Source organism: Actinoplanes sp. CA-142083 (genome assembly GCF_050942195.1).
In the GTDB taxonomy this organism is placed as follows: Bacteria; Actinomycetota; Actinomycetes; order Mycobacteriales; family Micromonosporaceae; genus Actinoplanes.
This window is the reverse complement of sequence record NZ_CP192076.1, coordinates 3,228,474-3,251,874: the sequence shown is the minus strand read 5'-3', so window position 1 is coordinate 3,251,874 and position 23,401 is coordinate 3,228,474. Positions and strand designations below refer to the sequence as shown.

At 70.2% G+C, this 23,401-nt stretch carries 26 protein-coding genes; 17 read left to right on the top strand and 9 right to left on the bottom strand.

The features are described from left to right. The first annotated feature begins 14 nt into the window (after positions 1-14). From ACQPZX_RS14950 to ACQPZX_RS14925, 6 genes are all read left to right on the top strand, one after another. On the top strand, positions 15-524 hold the full coding sequence (locus ACQPZX_RS14950) for a pyridoxamine 5'-phosphate oxidase family protein (RefSeq protein WP_433380248.1): 510 nt from the start codon (positions 15-17) through the stop codon (positions 522-524). 9 nt (positions 525-533) lie between these two features. Next, positions 534-1,205, top strand: a complete 672-nt coding sequence (locus tag ACQPZX_RS14945; protein ID WP_433380245.1) for a Type 1 glutamine amidotransferase-like domain-containing protein — start codon at positions 534-536, stop codon at positions 1,203-1,205. Further along, entirely contained in the window at positions 1,202-1,606 is a 405-nt protein-coding gene (locus ACQPZX_RS14940; protein ID WP_433380242.1) for an ASCH domain-containing protein, read from the top strand. Before ACQPZX_RS14945 ends, ACQPZX_RS14940 begins: the two co-directional genes overlap by 4 nt. Before the next feature lie 18 nt (positions 1,607-1,624). Beyond that, positions 1,625-1,828 carry a hypothetical protein gene (locus ACQPZX_RS14935; RefSeq protein WP_433380239.1) on the top strand — a complete coding sequence of 68 codons (204 nt, stop codon included), beginning with the start codon at positions 1,625-1,627 and terminating at the stop codon, positions 1,826-1,828. Between the two features lie 68 nt (positions 1,829-1,896). Then, the gene (locus tag ACQPZX_RS14930) at positions 1,897-2,604 is read left to right on the top strand and encodes a hypothetical protein (RefSeq protein WP_433380236.1); all 708 of its coding nucleotides are present in this window, start codon (positions 1,897-1,899) and stop codon (positions 2,602-2,604) included. A 214-nt stretch (positions 2,605-2,818) separates the two neighbouring features. Beyond that, positions 2,819-3,160: a helix-turn-helix domain-containing protein gene (locus ACQPZX_RS14925; RefSeq protein WP_433380233.1), complete on the top strand. Its 342-nt coding sequence runs from the start codon at positions 2,819-2,821 to the stop codon at positions 3,158-3,160. Between the two features lie 29 nt (positions 3,161-3,189). On the opposite strand, the gene ACQPZX_RS14920 is transcribed toward ACQPZX_RS14925, so the two are convergent. Together ACQPZX_RS14920 and bglS are read right to left on the bottom strand one after the other, a co-directional pair. After that, a complete protein-coding gene (locus ACQPZX_RS14920; RefSeq protein WP_433380230.1) occupies positions 3,190-4,203 on the bottom strand; it encodes a LacI family DNA-binding transcriptional regulator in 1,014 nt (337 codons plus the stop codon). Between the two features lie 75 nt (positions 4,204-4,278). Then, positions 4,279-5,052, bottom strand: a complete 774-nt coding sequence (gene bglS, locus ACQPZX_RS14915; RefSeq protein WP_433380227.1) for a beta-glucanase — start codon at positions 5,050-5,052, stop codon at positions 4,279-4,281. Between the two features lie 198 nt (positions 5,053-5,250). On the opposite strand from bglS, the gene ACQPZX_RS14910 reads away from it, so the two are divergent. After that, a complete protein-coding gene (locus ACQPZX_RS14910) occupies positions 5,251-6,315 on the top strand; it encodes a glycoside hydrolase family 26 protein (protein ID WP_433380223.1) in 1,065 nt (354 codons plus the stop codon). Between the two features lie 15 nt (positions 6,316-6,330). Here the strand turns inward: ACQPZX_RS14910 and ACQPZX_RS14905 are convergent, their stop codons facing one another. Beyond that, complete coding sequence (locus ACQPZX_RS14905; protein ID WP_433380220.1) at positions 6,331-6,777, bottom strand: SRPBCC family protein; 447 nt, start codon at positions 6,775-6,777, stop codon at positions 6,331-6,333. After that, a complete protein-coding gene (locus ACQPZX_RS14900; protein WP_433380217.1) occupies positions 6,774-7,403 on the bottom strand; it encodes a TetR/AcrR family transcriptional regulator in 630 nt (209 codons plus the stop codon). The genes ACQPZX_RS14905 and ACQPZX_RS14900 overlap by 4 nt, the downstream gene beginning before the upstream one ends. Before the next feature lie 322 nt (positions 7,404-7,725). Between ACQPZX_RS14900 and ACQPZX_RS14895 the strand changes: the two genes are divergently transcribed. Together ACQPZX_RS14895 and ACQPZX_RS14890 are read left to right on the top strand one after the other, a co-directional pair. Next, positions 7,726-11,112 carry a galactose oxidase-like domain-containing protein gene (locus tag ACQPZX_RS14895; RefSeq protein ID WP_433380214.1) on the top strand — a complete coding sequence of 1,129 codons (3,387 nt, stop codon included), beginning with the start codon at positions 7,726-7,728 and terminating at the stop codon, positions 11,110-11,112. Positions 11,113-11,811: 699 nt separating this feature from the next. Next, positions 11,812-12,132, top strand: a complete 321-nt coding sequence (locus ACQPZX_RS14890; RefSeq protein WP_433380211.1) for a MerR family transcriptional regulator — start codon at positions 11,812-11,814, stop codon at positions 12,130-12,132. A gap of 46 nt (positions 12,133-12,178) precedes the next feature. Here ACQPZX_RS14890 and ACQPZX_RS14885 read toward each other — a convergent pair whose 3' ends face one another. From ACQPZX_RS14885 to ACQPZX_RS14875, 3 genes are all read right to left on the bottom strand, one after another. After that, positions 12,179-12,376 carry a hypothetical protein gene (locus ACQPZX_RS14885; RefSeq protein WP_433380208.1) on the bottom strand — a complete coding sequence of 66 codons (198 nt, stop codon included), beginning with the start codon at positions 12,374-12,376 and terminating at the stop codon, positions 12,179-12,181. 11 nt (positions 12,377-12,387) lie between these two features. Next, complete coding sequence (locus ACQPZX_RS14880; protein ID WP_433385245.1) at positions 12,388-12,933, bottom strand: alpha/beta fold hydrolase; 546 nt, start codon at positions 12,931-12,933, stop codon at positions 12,388-12,390. A 242-nt stretch (positions 12,934-13,175) separates the two neighbouring features. Continuing rightward, positions 13,176-14,381 (bottom strand): ROK family protein, encoded by a 1,206-nt coding sequence (locus tag ACQPZX_RS14875; protein ID WP_433380205.1) that lies wholly within the window; start codon positions 14,379-14,381, stop codon positions 13,176-13,178. 118 nt (positions 14,382-14,499) lie between these two features. Here ACQPZX_RS14875 and ACQPZX_RS14870 point away from each other — a divergent pair, with 118 nt between their 5' ends. The 5 genes from ACQPZX_RS14870 to ACQPZX_RS14850 all read left to right on the top strand — a co-directional run bounded on the left by ACQPZX_RS14870 (position 14,500) and on the right by ACQPZX_RS14850 (position 19,040). Then, positions 14,500-15,588: a sugar ABC transporter substrate-binding protein gene (locus ACQPZX_RS14870; RefSeq protein WP_433380202.1), complete on the top strand. Its 1,089-nt coding sequence runs from the start codon at positions 14,500-14,502 to the stop codon at positions 15,586-15,588. Then, positions 15,588-16,334 (top strand): ATP-binding cassette domain-containing protein, encoded by a 747-nt coding sequence (locus ACQPZX_RS14865; protein WP_433380199.1) that lies wholly within the window; start codon positions 15,588-15,590, stop codon positions 16,332-16,334. Before ACQPZX_RS14870 ends, ACQPZX_RS14865 begins: the two co-directional genes overlap by 1 nt. Further along, positions 16,331-17,509 (top strand): sugar ABC transporter permease, encoded by a 1,179-nt coding sequence (locus tag ACQPZX_RS14860; RefSeq protein ID WP_433380196.1) that lies wholly within the window; start codon positions 16,331-16,333, stop codon positions 17,507-17,509. Before ACQPZX_RS14865 ends, ACQPZX_RS14860 begins: the two co-directional genes overlap by 4 nt. Continuing rightward, on the top strand, positions 17,506-18,426 hold the full coding sequence (locus ACQPZX_RS14855; RefSeq protein WP_433380193.1) for an ROK family protein: 921 nt from the start codon (positions 17,506-17,508) through the stop codon (positions 18,424-18,426). Before ACQPZX_RS14860 ends, ACQPZX_RS14855 begins: the two co-directional genes overlap by 4 nt. A 143-nt stretch (positions 18,427-18,569) precedes the next feature. Then, the gene (locus ACQPZX_RS14850) at positions 18,570-19,040 is read left to right on the top strand and encodes a DoxX family protein (protein ID WP_433380190.1); all 471 of its coding nucleotides are present in this window, start codon (positions 18,570-18,572) and stop codon (positions 19,038-19,040) included. A gap of 116 nt (positions 19,041-19,156) precedes the next feature. On the opposite strand, the gene ACQPZX_RS14845 is transcribed toward ACQPZX_RS14850, so the two are convergent. After that, positions 19,157-19,627: a hypothetical protein gene (locus tag ACQPZX_RS14845; RefSeq protein ID WP_433380187.1), complete on the bottom strand. Its 471-nt coding sequence runs from the start codon at positions 19,625-19,627 to the stop codon at positions 19,157-19,159. A gap of 121 nt (positions 19,628-19,748) precedes the next feature. Between ACQPZX_RS14845 and ACQPZX_RS14840 the strand changes: the two genes are divergently transcribed. From ACQPZX_RS14840 to ACQPZX_RS14830, 3 genes are read left to right on the top strand one after another with little or no spacing between them, the layout of a single operon-like run. After that, the gene (locus ACQPZX_RS14840) at positions 19,749-20,873 is read left to right on the top strand and encodes a hypothetical protein (RefSeq protein WP_433380184.1); all 1,125 of its coding nucleotides are present in this window, start codon (positions 19,749-19,751) and stop codon (positions 20,871-20,873) included. Further along, on the top strand, positions 20,870-21,781 hold the full coding sequence (locus ACQPZX_RS14835; protein WP_433380181.1) for an ABC transporter ATP-binding protein: 912 nt from the start codon (positions 20,870-20,872) through the stop codon (positions 21,779-21,781). The genes ACQPZX_RS14840 and ACQPZX_RS14835 overlap by 4 nt, the downstream gene beginning before the upstream one ends. Continuing rightward, positions 21,778-22,611 (top strand): ABC transporter permease, encoded by an 834-nt coding sequence (locus ACQPZX_RS14830; protein ID WP_433380178.1) that lies wholly within the window; start codon positions 21,778-21,780, stop codon positions 22,609-22,611. The genes ACQPZX_RS14835 and ACQPZX_RS14830 overlap by 4 nt, the downstream gene beginning before the upstream one ends. A gap of 8 nt (positions 22,612-22,619) precedes the next feature. On the opposite strand, the gene ACQPZX_RS14825 is transcribed toward ACQPZX_RS14830, so the two are convergent. Further along, positions 22,620-23,384: a lipase family alpha/beta hydrolase gene (locus tag ACQPZX_RS14825; protein ID WP_433380176.1), complete on the bottom strand. Its 765-nt coding sequence runs from the start codon at positions 23,382-23,384 to the stop codon at positions 22,620-22,622. Positions 23,385-23,401 lie beyond the last annotated feature (17 nt).

Below are 23,401 nucleotides of genomic sequence, written 5' to 3'. Positions count from 1 at the left end.
TTTCGGGGGACGCGGTGAGACCGACTACCGAGCAGCTCGACCGCCGCTACAGCGACGAGAAGTCCCAGGCCGTCCCGTGGGCCGCCGCCGAGACACGGCTGACCGCGGCGCAGATCGCCTGGATCGTCACCGTCCGGCCGGACGGCCGGCCACACGCGACCCCGATGGTGCCGGTCGTGCACGACGGCAAGGTCTACTTCCATACCGGCAGCACTGAGGTGAAATACGCCAACCTCGAGGCCAACCCGCACGTGCTGGTGCTCGCCGGCGACACCGCCTGGGACGGCGGCCTCGACGTGGCCGTCGCCGGAACCGCGGCGCCCGTCACCGACGACGCCCTGCTGCACCGGCTCGCCGAGCTCTACCGCGAACGCTGGGACGGCCGCTGGCAGCTCGATGTGCGCGACGGCGGGCTCGCCGCGCACGTCCCCGGCGCCGGCCCGGTCATGTTCGAGGTGACGCCGGACCGGGCGTACGGCCACGACAAGGGTGACCCGTTCGGCCAAACCAACTACCGCTACTGAGAGGGCACGATGAAGTTCCTGCTCACCGATTCCGGCGTCAAGAACCCGAGCATCCACGCGGCGCTGCTCGACCTGCTCGGCAAGCCGATCGAGGAATGCGTCGCGCTCGCCATCCCGACCGCGTCGTACGGCCACCCGTGGGCCAGGCCCGCCGGGGCGTGGCGCTTCATCAGCGGCCGCGGCGGCAACCCGATGACCGAGCTGGGCTGGAAGTCCGTCGGCGTGCTCGAGCTGAGCGCGCTGCCGAGCATCGACCGGGACAAGTGGGTCGATTGGGTACGCGAGGCGGACGTGCTGCTGGTCAACGGCGGCGACGCGCTCTACCTGGCCCACTGGATGCGCGAGTCCGGCCTGCTCGACCTGCTGCCCACGCTCGGCGACAAGGTCTACGTGGGCTTCAGCGCCGGCAGCATGGTGCTGACCCCGCGCATCGGCGACGACTTCGTCGGCTGGAACCCGACCGGTGGCGACACCGCGCTCGGCCTCGTCGGCTTCTCGATCTTCCCGCACCTCGACGTGCCCGACTGCCCCGAGAACACCACGGCCGCCGCGGAGAAGTGGGCGGCCGAGATCGGCGTCCCGGCCTACGCGACCGACGACCAGACCGCCATCAAGGTCGTCGACGGCGTCGTCGAGGTCATCTCCGAGGGTCACTGGCTGCGCTTCAACGGCGCGGCATGAAGATCCTCGAGCTCGCCGAGCCCGGCCCGCTGCGCGACTCCGGCGTCAGCGCGATCCTCGCCGGCACCAAGACGGCGATGACCGGCCTGCCCGCCATCTACGAGAAGGAGGGCGAGCCGCTGCCCGCGGCCGGCGAGCGATACAGCGTCATCGACTCGGACGGGAAACCGGTCGCGGTCATCGAGCTGACCCGGATCGCCACCGAGCAGATCGGGGCCGTCGGCGACGCGTACGCCCACGCCGAAGGCCGCGGCTACCGCGACGCCGCCGATTGGCGATCCGCCCACGAGGACTTCTTCCGCAGCGACTTCGTGGCCGAGTACCTCGGCTTCGTGCCCCACTTCGACGACGACACCCTCGTCGTCACCCAGCGGTTCCGGCTGATCGAGACGCTTGGCTGAACGTCCTGCAGTCGGCACGTGCTCGCGAGGATCATGCGGAGTGTCGCGACCGATCCCCGATCGGGCGTCCTCTACCTGCTCGCCGCCACCGCCCTGCTCGCCTGGCTAGCGGCTGCGGCGCTGCGCTCACGCCGGATCAAAACTCGGCGTCACCTCACGCTGCGAGGCGCCACCTCACGCTGCGAACTGCGCGACGTTCTGCACCTCGGCAGCCATATGTGATCGGGCCCAGTTTGCACGGCCTCGGTTTGCTACTAGCGCCGACAGGTTGGCTGTGGAAACCTATTGGCATGACGACTGATTCGGTGTCCGCCGACGGTGATCCGCGCCGGCTGCTGGCCGAGGTGCGCGCGCTCGCCCACCGGGTGCGCGTCGACCAGCGGATGACCTGGGCCGCGCTGCTGGTGCTGGGCGCGACGACCCTCCTCGCGATCCCGTTCGACTGGTTCGGCATGTGGGTGAACTGCCTGCCCGAGGGCGGCTGCCAGTTCGCGCGCCGGGGCATGCTCTATTACTGGCCGGCCGCGATGGTGCTGGCGTACGCGATCATCGCCCTCTGCTACCTGCGGGCCGCCCGGGCGCGGGGGCTGGGCGCGCGGGTGTTGCCGTACGCGATCACCGGCGCCGTGACGACGGTGGTCTTTCCCGCCGCCTGGCTCGCCGTGTTCCTGTACTTCCGGAGCCACCCGTACCCGAACCCGCCGCTCCCCTACTGGTACTTCGTGCTGGACCGGCTGGTCATGCCGTGGGGGATGATCGGGGTGGCGTTGCTGGTGCTGGTCTGGTTGGAGCGCAACGTCGGGTTGCTGCTGTTCACCGCCGGCTACCTGGCGTTGGTGCTGCTGGTGCTGCCGATGAACGACGGCTTCCCGCCCCGCTTCGGCGGTTCGCTCGAGTTCGGAATGCGGGCCGGAATGGCGGTGCCCCAGCTCATCGTCGGCATCGTGCTGCTCCTGGGCGCGGCCGGCTTCGCACGCGCCCGTCGGCGGCACCGATAGCCGCCGTGACCTCCGCCCACGTCCAGGATGCCGCCCCCGACGACACTCGTTATCGACGGCTATCGTCGCGACGCGGTCCACCACCATGCTTCCGGCCGCGTTCACGTGACGGCTCGGTGATCACGGCCGGGGCCGCGTTCGCGCACATCGACCTCGCGCTGACCCTGGTCCGTACGGTGAGCGCCGACCTCGCTCGGCAGGTCGCCGGCTGCTCGTGATCGACGAACGCCCGTCGCAGGCGGCCTACGTCGCGTACGACCAGATGGCCCACGACGACCAGCTGGTGCTGGCGTTTGAACGCCACGTCCGCAAGCACCTGCCCGAGCCGTTCGACGTGGCGGTCGCCGCCGCCGCGATCGGGGTGACCCGCCGGACCCTCGAGCGGCGCACCAAGCAGGCGCTCGGGCTCAGCCCCCTCGGCGTGGTCCACCGGCTACGTCTCCAACAGGCCGCCTATTTGCGACGTACGGGCGACCTGAGCGTCGAACAGATCGCACACCAGGTCGGCTACGCGAACGCGGCGACGCTGCGCAACCTGCAACGCCGCCACCGGTGACTCGGGGCCGATCCTGCAGATACCGCACTTCAGGCCGACTCCCGCACGACCACCTTCGTGGGCAGGATGAACGGTTCCGGCTGCGCGCCGTCCAGCAATTCGACCAGCATGCGGGCGGCCTCGCGGCCCAGGGCCTGCACCGGCTGATGAATCGTGGTCAGCTTCGGAGCGGTGTGCAACGCGATCGGCAGATCGTCGAACCCCACAACGGCAACATCGCCGGGCACCGTACGGCTGGCGTCGCGCAACACCCGCAACGCCCCAGCCGCCATGTTGTCGTTCGCCGCGAGCACCGCGTCGAGATCCGGGTGCGTTTTCAGCAGCGTACGCATCGCGGCTGCGCCGCCGGCCTCCATGAAGTCCCCGGGCTCGGTGGCGTAGGGCCGCAGTCCTGCCAACGTCAGCGCCTCGGTGTAGCCGCGACGGCGTTCCCGCCCGACCGCGGTGTCGTCCGGTCCGGTGATCATGACGATCCGGCGACGGCCACCGCGCAGCAGGTACTCGGTGGCCGCCCGCGCCCCGCCCGCGTTGTCGGCCTCGACGTAGAACGGCGGCGTCCCGTTCATCGGCAGCCCGATGAAGACGGTCGGTAGTCCGGATCGCGCCGCGATATCGATCAGCGGATCGTCACCGCGCAGCGCTACCAGCATCACCCCGTCGGCTCCCCGGGTCTGCAGGAAGTTCTCCAGCCGCCGCTGGCCGTGACCGGTCGTGGCCAGGCTGAGCATCAGGTGCAGGTCCGTCTTCTCCAGCGCGGTGGACGCGCCGACCATGATCTGCCCGAAGAACGGATCCGCGAACACTCCCGGTCCGTCACCGGAAACGGCGAGCACAACCACGCCGGTCTGGCGAGTCGCCAAAGCCCGCGCGGCCCGGTTCGGTGTGAACCCGAGTTCGCGGATCGCCTTCTCCACCGCGTCTCGCTTGGCCCGGCTGACGTGCGGCCCATTGTTGATCACTCGGGAGGCCACCGTGCGCGACACCTGCGCCCGCTTGGCTACCTCGTCGAGCGTTGGTGGCCGCGACGGGACCGGCGACGACATACCCGGGCCCCCTCCGCTCGAACCAGCGCCTTGCTGCTCAGCGTACCGAGCAGCAGGGGGCGGGCCTCGGGCCGATCAGTACTTGGTGTATTTGGCCCAGTCGTACGTGGCGGTCAGTTTGGTGCCCGGGTACCTGAAGGGCTGCAGCCAGCTGTCGACGCCGATGCCGGGCCAGAGGTTCATCATGATGCGTTGCGGATGTGTGGGAAGCGGTCCGCGCGAGCCGTTCTCCTGGTGGACGAGCGCGCCGTCGACGAACCAGTTGATGGTGCCGCCGTTCCACCACTCGAAGGCGTAGTTGTGGTAGCCGGTCGACGCGTCGAAGCCCAGGTTGATGACGGTTTCGTGACCGCCGGCGCCGTTGGTGAAGTAGTTGAGCTGCACCTGCGTGGTGTTCTTGCCGAGGATCTCCACGTCGATCTCGTCCCACGGCTGGCCGTCGCTGGGCCCGGTGTAACTGAAGAACGAGGTCACGGTGCCGGGGTTCTTGACGGCCTTCAGGCGCGCCTCGAACCGGCCGTACGAGTACAGGTCGGTGGTGCGATATTCGCCGGAGGCGTAGGGCTTGCCGGAGCAGCCGCCGGGGCAGGACTGGGTGTCCAGGTTGATGCCCATCACGCCGCCGCTGAACCAGACGTGGTCGGCGCGCCAGCCGGCGTTGAACATGCTGCCGTTGCTGTAGCCGTCGGCCTTGTACCAGCGGCCGGTGTCGAATCCGTCGAAGTTGTCGACGAAGCTGGGGCCGATCGCAGCTTCGGCCGGTGCGGCGCCGGGCGCCGCCAGGGCGGCGACGGTACAGAGGATCGCGGCGGCCAACACTTTCGGGGCGCGAGTTCGGATGAAGATCATTTGCGGCCTCCTACTCGACGGAATTGGAAGCGCTTCCGGTATATTCAATCGAGAGCGCTCGATGACAAGTTTTGTAACCTCGACGACACGGCCTCGTCAAGATGTAGATGTTCCAGAGTCGGCCTTTACATCGATGGGAACGCCTCGTACCTTCAACTGGAAGCGCTTCCAGTTCGGAGCGCCGTTTGGGGAGGCAACATGCGAAGGCGAACACTGCTGGGCACGGCGGCGGGCGCGGTGGCGCTGGCCTTATCCGATGCCGCCGGCGCCCAGGCTGCGCCGGCCTGCCGGGACTCCTTCCCCACTCGGTACCTGGGCGTCTTCCGGGAAGAGGCCCCCACGGCGATCGCGGCGAACGTCGAAGACCTCTACGGTGTCCGCCCGGCCGGCGTGATGTGGTTCGACAGCTGGGCAAGCGGCCTGGCGTTCCCGGCGAACGAGGCAAAGGCGCTCTGGCGGCGCGGCGTCATGCCGCACTACACCTGGGAACCGTGGAACACCGCGCTCGGCCCGAACGACCCCGGGCAGATCCACCTGACCGACGTCATCGAGGGCACCTGGGACACGTACATCAGGGCACGCGCCAAAGAGTTCGCCGCGGTGCGGCTGCCGATCATGGTCCGCTGGGGACATGAGTTCAACGGCAACTGGTACCCGTGGGGCATCGCGAACAACAACAACGACCCCTCGCTGTACGTGCAGGCGTACCGGCGCGTACATGACCTCGTCCTGGCGGCCGGGGCGCGGAACGTGCAATGGGTGTGGGCGTACAACAACGGATCCTCGCCGGACGCGCCCTACAACGACCCGGCCGGCGCCTACCCCGGGGACCGATACGTCGACTGGGTCGGAATCGACGGATACAACTGGGGCTCCGGCCCATCGTGGGACCCGGCGGGCGACCACTGGACCAGCTTCGATGCGACCTTCGCCATCGCGTACGCCAAGGCACGCGCCATCGCGCCGAGCCGGCCGGTGATGATTGCCGAGTTCGCGTCCACCGAGGACGGCGGCGACAAGGCCCGGTGGTTCAAGGGCATGGACACGGCGCTGCGGTCGGGGGCGTACCCCGACCTCAAGCTGCTCACCTATTTCGACGTGAACAAGGAAGAGCCTTGGTCGCCGACCTCGTCACCGGCCGCGCTCGCCGCCTTCACCTCCTGGGTACGGCAGAGATACATGAGCGGACGCGGCCACGAGCTGGCGCGCGTCGCCGGGACGTACGCGAGCTCCCGAGTTGCCCCGGCGATCGCCGTTTCATGACTTCACCTGGCTCGGTCATCCGTGGTCGGCCGGCCGCCGCTCTTCGAGGAGCTGTTTGAGAACGCCGAGGTTGGCAGCGACCGCCGATTTGACGCCGGGCGCCGCCAGGGGCGCGACCAGCCGCATCGGACCTGAGGGCTGGAGCTTGATGGTGTTGGTGAGGACGGTGCCGTTCTCGGCCGGGGTGAGCAGATAGGTGACCTCGGAGTGGAAGGGTCCGAGCGAGCCCCGGATCGAGAGCCGGTGGTCGCGCTCGAATTCGGTGACCTCGAACGTCTCCTTACCCCGGGCGGGAACCGTCCGGGTTTGCCGGTAGCGCGAGCCGGCACCGACCGCGCCGGGCGAGATCTTCTCGGTGTCGCTGATCGCATAGTTCCACAGCGGCAGGTTCTCGAGGTGGGCGAGGAACGCGAACACCTCGGAGAGCGGGCGGTCGATCGTGATCGTGTTGGTGAATTTCATCTGAGCCCATCTCCTGCCGAGGCGCGGGTACGGAGTGATTCCACGAGGAGGCCGAGCCCGTACTCGAACTGGTCGGCGGACGCGGCCGATGCCAGCTCCGGGCGCAGCGCGTGCAGATGCGGGTAGTCCGTGGGGTCGAGTGCATCGATGGCCGCGTGCCACGAGGAGACGTACGCCTCCTCCGGCTGCTGGTGCACCCGCGGCAACTCCCACATGACCGAGCCGAAGACGTACGTGAACAGGCTGTAGAAGGCCCGCACCGCCTCGCCGGGGGCGAAGCCGGCCCGGATCAGGATGCCGTGAACAGTCTCGAGTTGGGTGAAGACGGGTCCGACCGTCAGCCCGTGGTCGGCGAGGATGCGCCCGAGCGCGGGATGAGCGGTGACCGCGTCGCGCAGCGCTCGCAGGTAGCCGACAACGCGGCCCTCCCAGTCGTCGGCGGCGCCGTCCGGGACGTCGATCTGCCCCATGACCTGCTCGGCAACCGCGTCGACGAGGTCGCGCTTGTCATTGACGTGGCGATAGAGCGACATCGTCCCGACCCCGAGACGCTGCGCGACATTCGGCATCGTCACCGCGTCGAGACCGGCGGTGTCGATCAGTTCCAGCGCCGCCTTGACGATCACCGAGCGAGAAAGCGTGTTCCGCGGCGCTCGTCTTGGCGCGCCCGTGCGTTGAGCCGGCATATACGCCTCATTCGCTTGCGTATGACGTACGCTAACACTAGCGTACGTCATACGCTACTGGATCCCGCTCCTTGCCCTTCCGCTGCCGGCAATGGCCGGATACCGGGCGGGCTGCGGCGCGGCCCCCGCCGTCTCGGGCGTGGGAAGTGAATTCCCGACAGTTCAGCGGCCCGGGCCCCGTGGCTACCTACCCTGAACTGCACGATCCTGCGGCGTACGCGTTCATTCCATCCGGTCGTCGCCGTCAGTGAGGAGCACGCCAATGTCGGGTCGGGTGCATCGCCGTGATGTGTTCCTGCGGATCGAGCCGCTGACGGGTTACAGCCCCCTGGCGCCGATCGTCGGTAGCCGCCGGTACGGGCGCGATGCCATGCGCGGGCCCGGTCACGAGGTGGGGCGGGCCCGGCCGGAGGAGATCGCCGCCGCGACGGTGGACGCGTTGGTCTATCGGGAATACCTCGACGACCACTACCTGATCCCCAACACCGCCAAGATCGTGCCGGCGGACGTCAACGAGCCGCCCTGGTATCGCCGCGTCCCCGGGGCCGTGCTGTATGCCGAGCCCGGCGAGCGGTTGCACATTCACGTGCTGAACGCCGACCCGGATGACTGCCACAGCCTGCACGTCCACGGCGTGGAATACGGCATCGATTCCGACGGCGCGTGGCCTTTCGGTATCCAGAGCCGGCTCGGCCGGCGTAGCGATGAGATCCGGCCCGGAGACAAGTGGACCTACACGTTCGACGTCACCGAGGACACCATCGGGGTCTGGGCCTTCCACGACCACGTCCGCATGGTCCAGGCCAACGTCAACCGTGGCCTGTTCGGTGCCCTGATCGTCCGCGAACCGGCGGCGCCGCGGGCGCTGGACGTACCGATGATCATCCACGCGATGCAGGCGCCCTCGACCGTCGACACATTCGAGAGCCCCACGCTGCACAAGGCGACACCGCAACAGACCTTCGAGCACACCTTCACCGCGCCCGGCACCGTCGCGTACCACTGCAAGATCCACGGCCCGACCATGTCCGGCACTGTCGTGGTCGACCCGGGTGCGCCGGCCGGTGACCGCGCCGTCGAGATTCGGGACAACAGCTTCGTGCCGCCGAACGTCTCGGTACGCCCCGGCAACAAGGTGGTGTGGACCCTCGCCCAGAACTTCGACCACATCGTCATCGCCCCGGGCGGCGGAGCGCTCACGTACTGCCTCAACGGACGCGCCTTCGTCGGCAACACCCCGACCATCGAGGCCGACGCCGGTCAGCGCCTGCGCTGGCACGTACTGAATCTCGACCTCGGCTCGGTGTGGCACAACTTCCACCCGCACTCGGCGCGCTGGCAGCTGCCCGCTCCCCCGGGCGGCGCCGCCGACGTGCACGGTCTCAGCCCGGCGGAAGGGTTCACCGCGGACACTGTCGTGCCCGCGCCCTTCCGGCTGCCCCGCTCGCTCGAGGAGCTGCAATGCGATCCGTCCGCGGACGCCTGCCGCGTACGGGTCAAGGGCGACTTCCTCTTCCACTGTCATCTCGAAGAGCACATGATGTCCGGCCTCGCCGGGCTGGTCCGCTCCCGGGACTGGCTGTGGGTCGACCCGAAGACCGCCTGGTCGCCGGACCTCCGCCCGCTACTGGACGAAAGCCACGACGACCTCCCCTGGGTCGATCTTGCGCGCTGCGGTCACTGCGCGCACGACGACCACGACCCGCACCAGCACGCCAGACCGCACAACCTCTGCTGTGGCATCCTCGGCCCGGCCGCCCATCAGGACCGCCACGACGATCATTCGCAGCCGCACAGCGACTGCGATCCGAAGCAGTGCGACCACGACCACGCGCACCAGGTGGACGAGCCCCCAGGACCATGCTGTGGCCATGACCATGGGCACACCCGGTGCTGCGGACACGACCCGGACGCCGATTGCGAGGCATGCGAGAAGCTGACCCGGCACGTCCACGGCGGCCACCATGACCACCCGAAGGACGTTCGGCCGGGCCCCCGCAGCTCCGCCAGGACTGCCGGCGCGGGTATGCCCACGGACGCGATACCCCACCGCCACGATCCGTCGATGCCGGGGACGCCCACGACGCCGCCGATGCCCGGAATGCCGGCCCATGACCCCGTCGACGCGTGCCACCTCGCCGAGGTCGGGTACTGGGAACTGCTGCCGGTGGACTCCCACGTGCTGGCGGTGCACGCGGTCCTCATGCACACCGGCCAGGTCCTGTTCTTCGCCGGGTCGGGCAACAACGTGCCGAACTTCAACGCCCACCTGGTCAAGAGCGTCGTGTGGGACTACGAGGAAGGCACCTTCTACGACCCCGGCTGCCCGTTCGACGTGTTCTGCGCCGGACAGACCGTCCTGGCCGACGGCAAGGTCCTCGTCGCCGGCGGCACCGACAAGTACGACAACTTCGTCGGCTCACGAGCCGCGTACCTGTTCGACCCGACGCTGCGGCAATGGATCCGCGTCGACGACATGGACGAGCAGCGCTGGTACCCGACGGTGGTCAGCATGGGCGACGGCCGGGCGGTCGCCAGCTCCGGGATCTCGGCGCCGAACGAGGTCTTCCACCCCGGCCACGGCTGGAGCAAACTACCCGCGACCACCGCGCTGCCGCTGTACCCGCACCTGCTGCTGCTCCAGGACGGCCGGCTGTTCTACACCGGAGAGCAGCTGGGTGACGCCACCGTCGAGGGGCGCGTCATCGACCCGTGGACCGGCGCCGAGCAAACCGTCTCCGGCCTGCGCGACAAGGGCAACCGCGACCAGGGCAACAGCGTCCTGCTGCCGCCGGCACAGGCGCAGCGCGTCATGGTCATCGGCGGTAGCGGTTCGTCCGCGGCCACCAACCACACCGACATCATCGACCTGGCCGGCGGACCCGCCGGCGCCACCTTCCAGCCCGGCCCCGACCTCGCCAAGGCTCGCGGCCTGTGCAACTCCGTCATCCTTCCCGACCGCACCGTCCTGATCACCGGCGGCGGCCTGCACGGCGAGACCAGAAGCGACGCCGTACACCTCGCGGAGATCTACGACCCGGCCACCAACACCATCCGACCGGTCGCCGAAGCCGCCGTCTCCCGTCTCTACCACTCCGTTGCCCTCCTGCTCCCCGACGGCCGGGTCGTCACCGCCGGCTCCAACCCCGACCGCGGCGACGACGAACTACGCCTCGAGCTGTACCACCCGCCTTACCTGTTCCAGGGCCCACGACCATTGCTGGAGTCGGCGCCCACCGAGTGGCACTACGGCACCACCGTCGAGGTCAGCACACCCTCGGCGATGACACTCCGATGGGCCCAGCTGATCCGGCCCATGACCACCACCCACTCCGACGACCCCAGCCAGCGACTGATCGACCTGCCCATCGTGTGCCGTGACGCCTGCAGCATCACCGTCGACGTCACCGACAACCCCAACCTGGCGCCACCCGGCTGGTACATGCTCTTCGTCGTCGACGACTGCGGCATACCGTGCAGCGCATTGTGGATCCGGCTCGACCACCCACCGGCGCCCCCGCCCCCGGCGCCGCCTCCGGACCACCACCACGGGGAGGGTCACTCGCACCAGCCCGACTTCGACATCCCCGGCCAACCCAGCCGGCCGACGACTCGCCCACGCAAGACCCGGCGCGCGAAGAAGACCTGAACGGCACCCACGCTCGGCCGCCCTGCCGTGGAACCCATCACGACCGGCGCCGTCCTGCATCCGGGGGCCCCGGGCGCAGCAAAACCGGTGAGCAGCGCCGAGAAAATCTAGTCCGCCGAGACTAGACTTTCTCGGTGGAGCTGGGTAATGTTGCCTCCGTTGACGACAGAGATCGGTTAAAGACGCCGACGTAACAGGCCGAGTGTCGAAGCAGGGCCCGGAAGTTCTCGCGGCTCGCTCGGTAACGCGGTGGAACCACATCACCGCACGCAGCATGGCAGGTGTACGACAAGACCTTGACGTAACTCCAGGTCAGGGCAACCGCAGGTGGGGCCGATGCAGGTTCAGGGCTCCGCCTGATGCAGGAAGGATCCGCCGCACGTGTGCGGGGCCATGAAGTCGCGTGGGCTCCGGCATCGGCGGGTAGCACGGCAGTATCGGAAAAGAGGAAAGGGAGGGCTGGACGCCGTTGGATCGCCCGCCGTCAGAACATGGTTGCAGTTCTGCGGTGGACACCGTTGTCCCATCGAACGTGAGGTGGTCTCCGGTCACGCTTATGCGATCCTCGCACCGCCGCCGAGGGCGGCACGGTGCGGAAAAGAGAACCCGACGAACCTGTCGGTAGATGGTGTATTCAAGCCGTAACCCTGGGCCCCGGCGCGTTTCTGTGCCGGGGCCCTCGTTCATGACGAGGAATGTATGGCCCAATCCGACGACATGCTCAACGATGACGACTACCCCGCCTACACGATGGGCCGCGCCGCCGAGATCGTGGGCGCTTCGCAAGACTTCCTGCGCCGCCTCGACGAGGCGAAACTGATCATCCCGTTCCGCTCCGCCGGCGGACACCGCCGCTACTCCCGCTACCAGTTGCGGCTGGCCGTACGAGCCCGCGAGATGGTCGATCACGGCACCGCCCTCGAAGCCGCCTGCCGGATCATCATCCTCGAAGACCAACTCGAGGAGGCCCTCCAGCACAACCGGGACCTCCAGAGCCGCCAGCAGACCGGCGCTACCTGACTCCACGGCGATGCCACGACCACGGACGCACACGAGACCGGGGTTGCTACCGGTCGCCGAGTGATTCGGATGGCCGGGCGACCCGCCGGAGGGCGTCCGTTACCGCGGCGGCGTACTTGCTCTTGGACACCAGGGTGTAGTGGGTCGCTCCGGCGACGGTGATGTGCCGGCTGTTGGTGGACAGCTGAACCAGCTCGTTCTGGAGGCTGGTCAAGACTTCGCCGTAGCGGCTCTGCTCGGTCACGCTGAGGACTATCAGTGGCAGTTTCCTGAGGTCACGGGCGGCATCGACCTGATCGCGCGACTGCCGGTCCCAGGCGAGCAGACCGGCGGCGCCGGCCAGCCAGCCGTCCGGTCGCGCCAGGTAGGCGCGCATCTCGGCGTACTGACGGGCCGGAAGACCCGCGATGTACGGCCGTTCGGCGCGGAACAGGCGCAGTAGTCCGACGTACGCGAGCGCCGCGGTGAGCCGGTTGGCCCAGGCGACGGTGCGCCGCGCGAGGCGGGGATGTGCGTCCATTGCTGCGGATGGGACGCGTCGACCAGCACGAGCCCGACGACGTCATCGGGATGGCGATCGGCGAAAGCCCGGACGACCAGTCCGCCGTAGGAATGGCCCGCCAGCACGTACGGAGGGCGGCAACCGGCCGCCGCCAGTGCGGTGTGCAGCTCCTCGGCGCTGGAGGCGGCGTCCATGCGCCCGGTACCGGCTTCGCTCCAGCCCAGGCCGGCCCGGTCGTAGGAGACGACCCGGAATTGCGGGGTCAGCTCCTGCTGTACCCAGGCCCAGTTGGCCGACATCGACGCCATGCCCGCTTCCAGGACGATGGTGGGGGCCGCGGTTTGCGGGCCGGTCACCTGAAGGTGCAGGCGGTGACCGCCGACCGGAATCATCCGGCCGGGCGGTGGGAACCGGCGGCGGTCGCGCCGGGACGCGACAGCCTGCCACGTGGCGCCGATCGCCTGGGGCAGCTTCGCGCTGGCGTGCTGCTGTTCCTGCGCGGCTGACGAGACCCGCCGCGCCGGTCAGGTCCGCGACGGGCTCAGCGGGGGGTCGGCGGCTCGGCGCGGTCCAGCACCAGGTCGCGGGCGGCCGTCAGGCCGGACGCCAGGGCGCCGAGCAGGACCGCGTCGGTGCCCAGGGTGGAGACTTCGATGCGGGGCCGGCGCAAGGCGACCAGGCGGTCCAGCCGTTCGAGCAGCGGGCCGGTCAGCAGATCGCCGGCGTGGCCCGCCACTCCCCCGCCCAGCACCACGAGCTCCGGATCCAGCACCGCGGTGACGCCGGCCAGGGCCCGGCCCACGTACTCGATCTCGCGGTCCACCGCGCGCAGGGCGGCCTCGTCACCGGCCCGGGCGGCGTCGAGGACCTCCTTCGCGGTGACCGCGTCCACCAGACCCAGGCGGTGGGAGGTGGCGACGACGCCGGCGGCCGAGGCGACCGATTCGAACATGCCCCGGCCGCGGGATCCCGGTTCGTCCAGCAGCGGGTCGCCGTCGCCGACCGGCATGTACCCGATCTCGCCGGCGGCACCGCGGGTGCCGCGGTACAACTTGCCGTCGATCACAATGCCCATGCCGGTGCCGGTGCCGATCTGCACGTACACGAAATGGCGGACGCCGCGGCCGAGCCCGTAGGTGGCCTCGCCGATCGCGGCGAGGTTGGTGTCGTTCTCCACCACGTAGGTCGCGCCGGTGACGCCGGCCAGTTGGGCGACGCTGTTGTGCCGCTCCCAGCCGGGCAGGTTCGGCGCGAGGTGCAGCGAGCCGTCGGTCTTGTCGTGGATGCCGGGGGTGCCGAAGACAGCGAGCGTGATGTCGTGGCGGGTGATGCCGGCGGCGCCGGCCAGTTCGTCGGCGAGCCGGGTGAGCTGGGTGACGAGGTCCTGTTCGCGGTATCCGTGCGACGGCTCCTCCTTGCGGGCGACGATGTCGCCGACGAGATCAGCCAGGGCGGTACGCACGAAGGCGCGCCCGATGTCCACCGCGAGGACATAGCCGGCCTCGGGGCGCACCTCGTAGAGCAGGGCGGAGCGACCGGCCGGCCCGGCCCGCCGGCCGACCTGACGCAGCAGTCCCGCGTCCTCCAGGTTGTTGAGGGTGACGGCCACGGTCGGCTTGGACAGCCCGGTGATCGCCGCCAGTTCCGGGCGCGACGCCTTCCCCAGCCGGAAGATCTCGGCGAACACGGCCCGCTCGTTGATCACCCGGAGAACGGCCGTGGTACTGGCTGTCGCACTGCTCTGCACGTCCTACAGGCTGCCACACCACTTCGTAAATCTCATTTATCAATTTCGTAAAGGACATTGCCAAAGGGCGACCGGGTGGCTGACGATGCTCCTCAAACCTTCGGAAGAGAGGTGCACCGTGAGAGCCAACAGGTTCGCCGCAGCAGCCGCAGCCACCGCCGCCGTCGTTTTCCTCAGTGCCTGCGGTGCTGCGGACAATTCAGACGCCTCCGACAGCTCGAAGAAGGCGGCCGCCATCGCCCTCTTCCTTCCCGAGTCCAAGACCACCCGGTACGAGGCCTTCGACCGGCCCCTGTTCGAGGCCAAGGTCAAGGCCCTGTGCGCCGACTGCAAGGTGCTCTACTTCAACGCCGACCAGGACGCGGCCAAGCAACAACAGCAGGTCGAGGCGGCGCTGACTCAGGGCGCCGACGCTCTGGTCCTGGACGCGGTCGACGCGGGCGCGGTCGCGTCCCTGGTCAACCGGGCGAAGCAGGCCAAGGTTCCGGTGATCGCCTACGACCGGCTGATCTCCGGCATCAGTTACGACTACTACGTCTCCTTCAACAACGTCCGGGTGGGCGAGATGCAGGGCCAGGCGCTGCTGGACGCGCTCGGCAAGGCCGGCACGACCGGCAAGGGAAAGATCGTCATGATCAACGGATCGCCCACCGATCCCAGCTCGGCCGACTACAAGACCGGCGCGCACCACGTGCTCGACGGCAAGGTGACGGTCGGCCGCGAGTTCGACACTCCCGACTGGAGCCCCGACAAGGCCCAGCAGGAGATGGAACAGGCGATCACCGCCCTCGGCCGCGACAACATCGTCGGCGTGCTGTCCGCGAACGACGGCATGGCGGGCGGCGCCATCGCGGCGATGAAGCGGGCGGGCTACGCCACCGTCCCGCCCATCACCGGCCAGGACGCCGAGCTCGCGGCGGTGCAGCGCATCCTGACCGGCGAGCAGTACATGACCATCTACCTGGACATTCGCAGCGAGGCGGAGAAGGCGGCAGAACTGGCCGTCGGGGTGGTCCACGACCAGAAGCCGGCCGCGCCGGCCAACGTCGACAACGGTACGGCGAAGATCCCGTCGTTCCTGCTCGATCCGATCCCGGTGACCGCCGACAAGATCAACGACACGATCGTGAAGGACGGCTTCTACACCGCGGCCGACATCTGCACTCCGCCGGTGAAGGCGGCATGCGCGCGACAGGGCATCCAATAGTGTTCTCCGCCAACGCGATCTCCAAGGCGTACGGCGCGGTCCAGGCGCTCGACGAGGTGAGCCTGGACCTCGCGCCGGGCGAAGTCGTCGCCCTCGTCGGTGACAACGGCGCCGGCAAGTCGACCCTCGTGAAGGTCCTCTCCGGCGTCGTCATCCCGGAGAGCGGAACTGTCGAGCTGGACGGCCGCCCGGCCGGCCTGAGCAACCCCCACGAGGCGCAACGGCTGGGCATCGCCACCGTCCATCAGGACCTCGCCCTCTGCGAGAACCTCGATGTGGTGGCCAACCTGTTCCTCGGCGCCGAACGGCAACGCTGGTCGGTGTTGCGCCCGATCCGGATGGAACGAGCGGCACGCGACCTGCTGGCGTCCCTGGACGTCCGGATCCGGGACATCCGGGTCCCGGTCGCCATGCTCTCCGGCGGTCAGCGTCAGTCGGTCGCCATCGCCCGGGCGCTGGTCGCCGATCCGCGCGTCGTGATCCTGGACGAGCCGACGGCGGCGCTCGGCGTCGAGCAGACCGCCCAGGTGCTCGACCTGATCCGGCGCCTGCGGGACCGTGGCCTCGCCGTACTCGTCATCTCCCACAACCTCGCCGATGTCCGTGCCGTCAGCGACCGGATCGTGGTCCTGCGGCTCGGCCGCAACGCGGGCGAGTTCCGCACCGCCGAGACCACCCCGGAGGCCGTCGTGGCCGCCATCACCGGCGGCGCCGCCCTGGCCGGCGCATCGGAGGAAACCGCATGACCGCCCTCTCCCTGATGCTGCGCAAGCCGCTGCGGCCGATCGGCCGCGGCGGGTCCGACCTCGGCGCCTGGCCGGTCGTCGCCGGGCTGGTCGTCATCGCGGTCGTGTTCGGCTCGCTGAACGACCGCTTCCTGTCGGCCGAGAACCTCACCAACCTCTCCCTGCAGATGGCGGCGACCGGCACCATCTCGCTCGGCATCATCATGGTGGTGCTGCTCGGCGAGATCGACCTGTCGGCCGGGTCGGTCAGCGGCCTGGCCGCGGTCATCATGACCATCCTGTCGGTGAACCACGGCTGGCCGCCCATCCTCGCCATCGCCACGGCGCTCGCCGGCGCCGCCCTGATCGGGCTGCTGCACGGCTGGATGTTCACCCGGCTCGGCATGCCGTCGTTCGTGGTCACGCTGGCCGGGCTGATCGGCTGGCAGGGCTTGATGCTGTATCTGCTGGGCAGCGGCGGGACCATCAACCTGCCCTTCGACGGGTTCGTGGCGAAGCTCAGCGACAGCTGGCTTCCGGCGCCGGTCGCCTGGCTGACCGCCGTCCTGATCGTCGCGGTCAGCGCGACCAGCGCGCTGGTCAACCGGCGGCTGCGGGCTGCGGCCGGACTGCCGGTGACCTCGGTCCTCCGGATGGCCGTACGCTTCGGCGGTCTGGCGATCGCCCTGGCCGCCGTCGTGCTCGTCCTGACGGCCGACCGCGGCGTGCCGCTGCTGCTGGTCATCTTCGCCGCCCTGGTCGTGGCGCTCGACCTGATCCTGCAGCACACCGTCTTCGGCCGGCACATGTACGCGGTGGGCGGCAACGCCGAGGCGGCCCGGCGGGCGGGCATCAACGTGACCAGGATCCGGGTGATCGCCTTCGCCGCCGGCTCCGCGCTCGCCGCCGCCGGTGGCATCCTGGCCGCCAGCCGCCTCGCCGCCGTCAATCAGAGCTCGGGCAGCAGCGACACCCTGCTCATGGCCATCGCCGCGGCCGTCATCGGGGGCACCTCGCTGTTCGGCGGCCGGGGGCGCGCCTACGCCGCCCTGCTCGGCATCCTCGTCATCCAGGCCATCACCAACGGCATGCTGCTGCTGAACGTGAACTCCTCGGTGCGCTACATGGTGACCGCCGCGGTCCTCGCGGTCGCCGTCGCCGTGGACTCCCTCGCCCGGCGCGGTCAGCCCCGATGACGGACTCCCGGGTCCTGGCGATCGACTTCGGCGGCACCAAGATCGCGATCGCCACGGCGGCCGTCGGCTCCCCCGACGGCCGCCCCGAGGCCACACTCCGCTTGCGGACCCTCGGCGAATCGGGCGCCATGCAGGCCGTGCGCCGCACCTTCGAAGCCGCCCGGACCCTGCTGACCGGCCCGGCGGCAGTCGGCGTGTCCACGTTCGGCGTGCTGCGCGACGGCCGGGTCCGGCTCGCACCCAACGTACCCGGCTGGGACGGCATGGCCCTGCCCGCGCTGTTACGCGCCGAGTTCGGTGACGCCCCGGTGGCGATCGACAACGACGTCAACGCGGGCGCCGCCGCCGAACTGCACTGGGGGGCGCTACGCGGGGTCGACGTGGGCCTGTACATCAACCTCGGCACCGGGCTGGCCGCCGCCCTCGTCGTCGGCGGCCGGGTCGTGCCTGGCGCGCACGGCGCGGCCGGCGAGATCGGCTATCTGCGCGACAACGACACCGATCCCGGCTTCGCGGACGGGCACGCGCCATTGGAGGACATCGTGTCCGGCGTGGCCCTGAGCCGGCGCGGCGCCGCATTGCTGGGCCGGCCGGTGACTGCCGCGGAACTGTTCGAGCTGAGAACGGAACCGGGCGTTGCCCGGCTGCTGGACGAGACCATCGAGACGCTGTCGCGCACCATCGCCAATCTCTGCGTCGTCGTCGACCCGGAGCGAGTGGTCCTGGCCGGCGGCATGATGGGCGCCGCCGAGCACATCATCCCGCGCGTCGCGGCGGCCCTGCGCCGATCGGTGCCGTTCCCGCCGGCGCTGGCCAAGGCCCGCTTCGCCGACGACGCTCCGCTCGTCGGAGCGATGGCCCTGGCCCAGGACTCCGCGCCGGCCGGCGCCGCCCCGGCGCGCCGACCGGATCGGTGACAGGCTCGGCGGGAAACAGTCCGGCCGCCATCTGCTCGGGCTGCTTGGTCTCGGCCGTCTCGCCCTGAACCGATTCGTACGTCACACGGACAGTCCAGCCAGGCCCGTCGTTTCTCCTCGCGGCTGCCGTCACGGTTGGCTATGTGCGAGACGAGGCGATCTCCCGCGGGAAACTCGACCAGTCGCTGAGGTCGGACGAGAACGCCGGCGTCGCGGCCACTGCTCTGGCCGTGGCGGCTCAGCCCTGTCAGCGCCACGCCGGCGCCGCCGAGCGCGCACGCCCAGATGAGAAAGCGGTTCCGGTAACGGTTGGCGAGCAGCCCGCGCTCATCCAGCTCGTCTGCGGCACTCTGGTCCTGGCCGGACTGGCCACCCGGCCCGCCGCCCTGCTGGCCTCCGGCTCGATGGCGTACGCCTACTTCACCGTCCACCAGCCGCAGGCGCTCATGCCCGTCCAGAACGGTGGCGTCACCCCGGCCCTCTACGCCTGGACATTCCTGATCATCGCGGTCATGGGTGCTGGCCAATGGTCGATCGACGCGCTCATCGGCCACCGCCGCGGAATGACGGCCGATCCCGTACGCGAGCGCGGGCTCGCGGAAAGCCGCCGCTGATCCCCCACGCGCCGCCTGGCGCGAAGCCCTCGACTTCCGCCGCCGGGATCGCCGGGACCAGCCCGATCCCTTCACCCAGTGGTCGGTTCGCTGACGCTCCTCCTCGCACGCCGCTCCTACGCTTGCAACGAGTCGAAGAACGCGGACTTCATGCGTTCGTACTCGCGCGGGTCGTCGCGGTGGCGAAGCTTGACATCGTTGTATGCGTCGACCAGCGCTGGGTCGGCGGCCAAGCGCTGCCACGCACGGGTGAAGCGCAGATCGTGCTCCGAGCCGGCCGGGGTGGCCGCGATCCCGGTCGGCAGCGCCGCCTTGGCGGCGAATGTCGCCAAGGTCGGCGCCCAGATCTCCGGAAGTACGACTTCGTAGACGTCACTCATCGCGGCCACAGCCTGGGTGAAAGCGTCGACCGATACCCGTAGGTGCAGGTCGACATCGCCTTTGGTGAGTGTGCCGGGCAGCGAACTGCCGCCGACCAGCACCAGCTCATGCGGACACTGCAGCAAGACGGCCAGCCGCTGTCGCTCCTGCCGCAGAATCGCCTTGGCCGCGTCCAGGAAGTCGGCGCCGGCGCGAAGCTCGCCCACGAATGTCATCGGCCCTTTCGGTTGCCGGCCGCCAAAGGTCACTCGACCGACGACGTGGTGAATCGCAACTGCCGTCCGGGCATCGGATGAGGTCGCCGATCGTGGGTACCTTTGCAGGCCTATGGGGATCGGCCGCACCGTCGTCACTGCGCAAGGCCTGCGCAGGTGGGCGCTCGTGCTCGGGGTGATCCTCGCGCTCGCGGCCGTTCCGGTCGCGATCAGCGCCTGGCCGGTCCGGGCGAGTGGGCACGACCCGGCGGCGCTGCGGGATCGCATCGCCGCCTCCGGGTCGGAGGCCTATCACGGGTACGCGCAGAGCACCGGCCTGCTCGGGCTGCCCTCGCTGCCCAACCTCACGCAGGTGTCCGCGCTGCTCAGTGGCACCACCGAGATGCGTACGTGGTACGCGTCCCCGCAGAGCTGGCGCGTCGACGTGCTCGGCGAGGGCACCGAGCGCGACGTTTATCAGACCCCGCAAGCCCAGTTCGTCTGGGACTTCGGGGACAACCAGATCACCCGGGTGAACGGCGGCGCGGCGCTCCGGCTCCCCCGGGCAGCCGACCTCACCCCGCCCGAGCTGGTTCGCCGGCTGCTCGCCACGGCGGCGGGCGACCGCGTCGAGGACCTCGGCGCCAAGCGCGTTGCCGGCGTCGCCGCGGAAGGGTTGCGGCTGGTGCCGACCGGCCCGGACACCACCGTGGCGCAGGTGGACATCTGGGCCGACCCGCGGCACGGGCTCCCTCTGCAGGCCGAGATCACGGCCAAGGGCGGGGTGCGGCCGGTGTTCGTCACCCGATTCCTCGAGATCCACTTCGATACCCCGGACCCGGCCGTGCTGACGCCGCCGGCTCCCCGTGCCGGCATCGGCTACACGGAGGCCGACGCGCCGGACATCCTCGGCACCATCAACCGGTGGCGGCCGGTGTCGCTGCCGCCGGTGCTGGGCGGGGTACCGCGGCGTGACGCGCTCTCCGATGTGGCGGCGGCCGGCGTGTACGGCACCGGCTTGGCCTCCTTCGTCGCCGTCGGGCTGCCGGGCCGGTTCGGCAACGCCGCGTTCCGGCAGATCGACACCTTCGGTCAGGAGGTTCCGGTGCCAGGCGGCCGGGACGCCGCGATGATCACGACGGGGCTGCTCAACCTGCTGGTGGTGCGCAACGGGTTCCGTACGCTGCTGGTCGCCGGCCTGGTCGGCCCGGACCTGCTGCGCCGCGTCGCCGTCGACCTGGCGGAGGTGCCAGGATGATCGTCACCCATGACCTGACCAAGCGGTACGGCCGCACGGTCGCGGTGGATGGCGTCGACCTGGAGGTGCGCGAGGGCGACCGGTACGGGTTGCTCGGCCCCAACGGCTCGGGCAAGACCACCCTCGTACGCATGCTGCTCGGCCTGGTGTTCGCGACCCGCGGCCGGATCGAGGTCCTCGGGCATCCGGTCCCCCGTCGGGTCCGTGACGTGTTGCCCTCGATCGGCGCCCTGGTCGAGGGCCCGGGGGCGTACCCGAACCTGTCCGGTCGCGCCAACCTGGCCCTGTTCGACGCGGCCGGGCCGGGCGGCCGCCGCCGCGACCGGCGCGCGCGGGTCGGCGAGGCGCTCGAGCGGGTGGGCCTGGCCGGCATCGACCGCCGCCCGGTCCGCGCCTATTCGCTCGGCATGCGGCAGCGGCTCGGCCTGGCCGGCGCGCTGCTGCGCAGGCCGCGGCTGCTGATCCTGGACGAGCCCACCAACGGCCTGGACCCGCGCGGCATCCGAGAGATCCGTGACCTGCTCGGCGAGCTGAACCGCGACGGCGCCACGGTTTTCCTCTCCAGCCACCTGCTCGGCGAGGTGGACGCGTTCTGCACCCGGGTCGGCGTGATGGACCGCGGCCGCCTCGTGGTGCAGGAGGACCTGGACAGCCTGCGCGCGCCGACCGGACGGGTCCGGGTCGCCACGCCCACACCGGAGCGGGTGGCGTCGCTGCTCGACGGCCGGGTCGAGCACCGCGACGGCGAGAAGCTCACCGTGCGGCACGACGACCCGGGAGCGCTCAACGCCGAGCTGGTCGGCGCCGGGGTGACGGTCACCGCGATCGCCGCGGAGCTGCGCACCCTCGAACAGGTCGTGCTCGAGGCGACCACCACCAGCTCGGACCGGGTGGAGGCGAACGGGTGATCCGGGTCGAGCTCGCGAAGCTGTTCCGCCGCCCGCGGACGTACGTGATCGCGGGTCTGCTCTGCGCCCTTCCCCTGATCGTCGCGATCTTCCTGGCCACCACCCGCATCCCCCCGCCGCCCGGTCAGGGTGGCGCGTTCCTGTCGGCGGTGCTCAGCAACGGCGCGCTCTATCCCGCCGCCGCGATGGCCCTGGTGCTGCCGGTCTTCCTGCCGGTGTCGGTGGCCGTGCTGGCCGGCGACGCGGTGGCCGGCGAGGCGTCCGCGGGCACGCTGCGCTACCTGCTGGTCCGCCCGGTCGGCCGGAGCCGGCTGCTGGTCGCCAAGCTGATCTCTCTGATCGTCTTCGTGCTGTTCGCGATCCTGGCCGTGCTGGTCACCTCGTACGTCACCGGGGTGCTGCTGTTCGGGGTGTCCACGAGCTCGGCCGGGGTGGCCCTGCCGCCGGACGTGACGTCGCTGTCGGGGGTCACGATCACGCCGGCCGGCCTGGCGATGCGGCTGCTGGGCACGGTCGCGTACATCGTCGTGTCGATGCTCGGGGTCGCGGCGATCGCGCTGTTTCTCTCGACCGTGACGGATTCGGCGCTCGGCGCCGCCATGGGCGCCCTGGCCGTGCTGGTGACCAGCCAGGTCCTGGTCACACTGGACGCCGCGGCGGCGATCCGGCCGTACCTGCCGACCCGCTACTGGCTGGCCTGGATCGACTTCTTCCGGGAGCCGGTCCTGTGGCGCGACATCGAGCGCGGCGCGGGCATCCAGCTGGTCTACCTTGCGGTGCTGCTCGGCGCGGCCTGGGCCAACTTCCTCACCAAGGACATCGCGAACTGATCGCGGAGTCAGGGACAGGCGGTCGGGGCGGTCAGTGGCGCGACGGCGAGAGCGTCCAAAACCAGCGCGGTGACGTCGGGGTCGGTGGGGAGCTCGCCGTGCGTGACCCGGGAGGACGGGCAGATGCTCTGCAGCGGCACGTTCACCGCGCCGGGCAGGCGGGCGGAGTCGGGCGGCTGCACAGTTTCGTCGTTCTCCGTCCAGATCGACATCCAGGGCAGGCCCTCGGGCAGCGGCCCGGTCAGGTCGCGCAGCAGGTCGCTGCCGGGAACCAGCTGACGGCACGCCTGCGGGCAGGCGTCCGGCGCAACCGCGGCGCCGACGCCGGCGATCCGCGCGCCGTGCAGCGGCGACCCCAGCGTGACGACCCGGCGGACGCCGGCGCCATGGTGCCGCTCGACCCAGAGGCGCGTCACCACGCCACCGGCGGAGTAGCCGATCACGTCGACCGAAGGGGCACCGTCGCGCAGCGCGTCCCGGACGGCCCGGTCCAGCGTCTCGGCCTGGGCCGCCAGGTCACCGGTGCCCTCAGCGGGCAACGTCACGATGTCGGTGGTGCGGCCCTCGCGCCGCAGGCGTTCGGCCAGCCCGCTCAGCCCAGCCTGACTGCCGCCGTACCCGGGCACCAGGACCACGGTGCCGGGCAGCGCCTGGTCGGGGCGGCCGCCGTCGCCCGCGCGGCCGCCGAGCAGCCGCAAACCGACCACAACGAGCAGGGCGGCCACGGCTACGCCGGCCACAACGAGCAGGAGCAAACGCCGTCGCGGTGACACCACTCCATCATGACCGA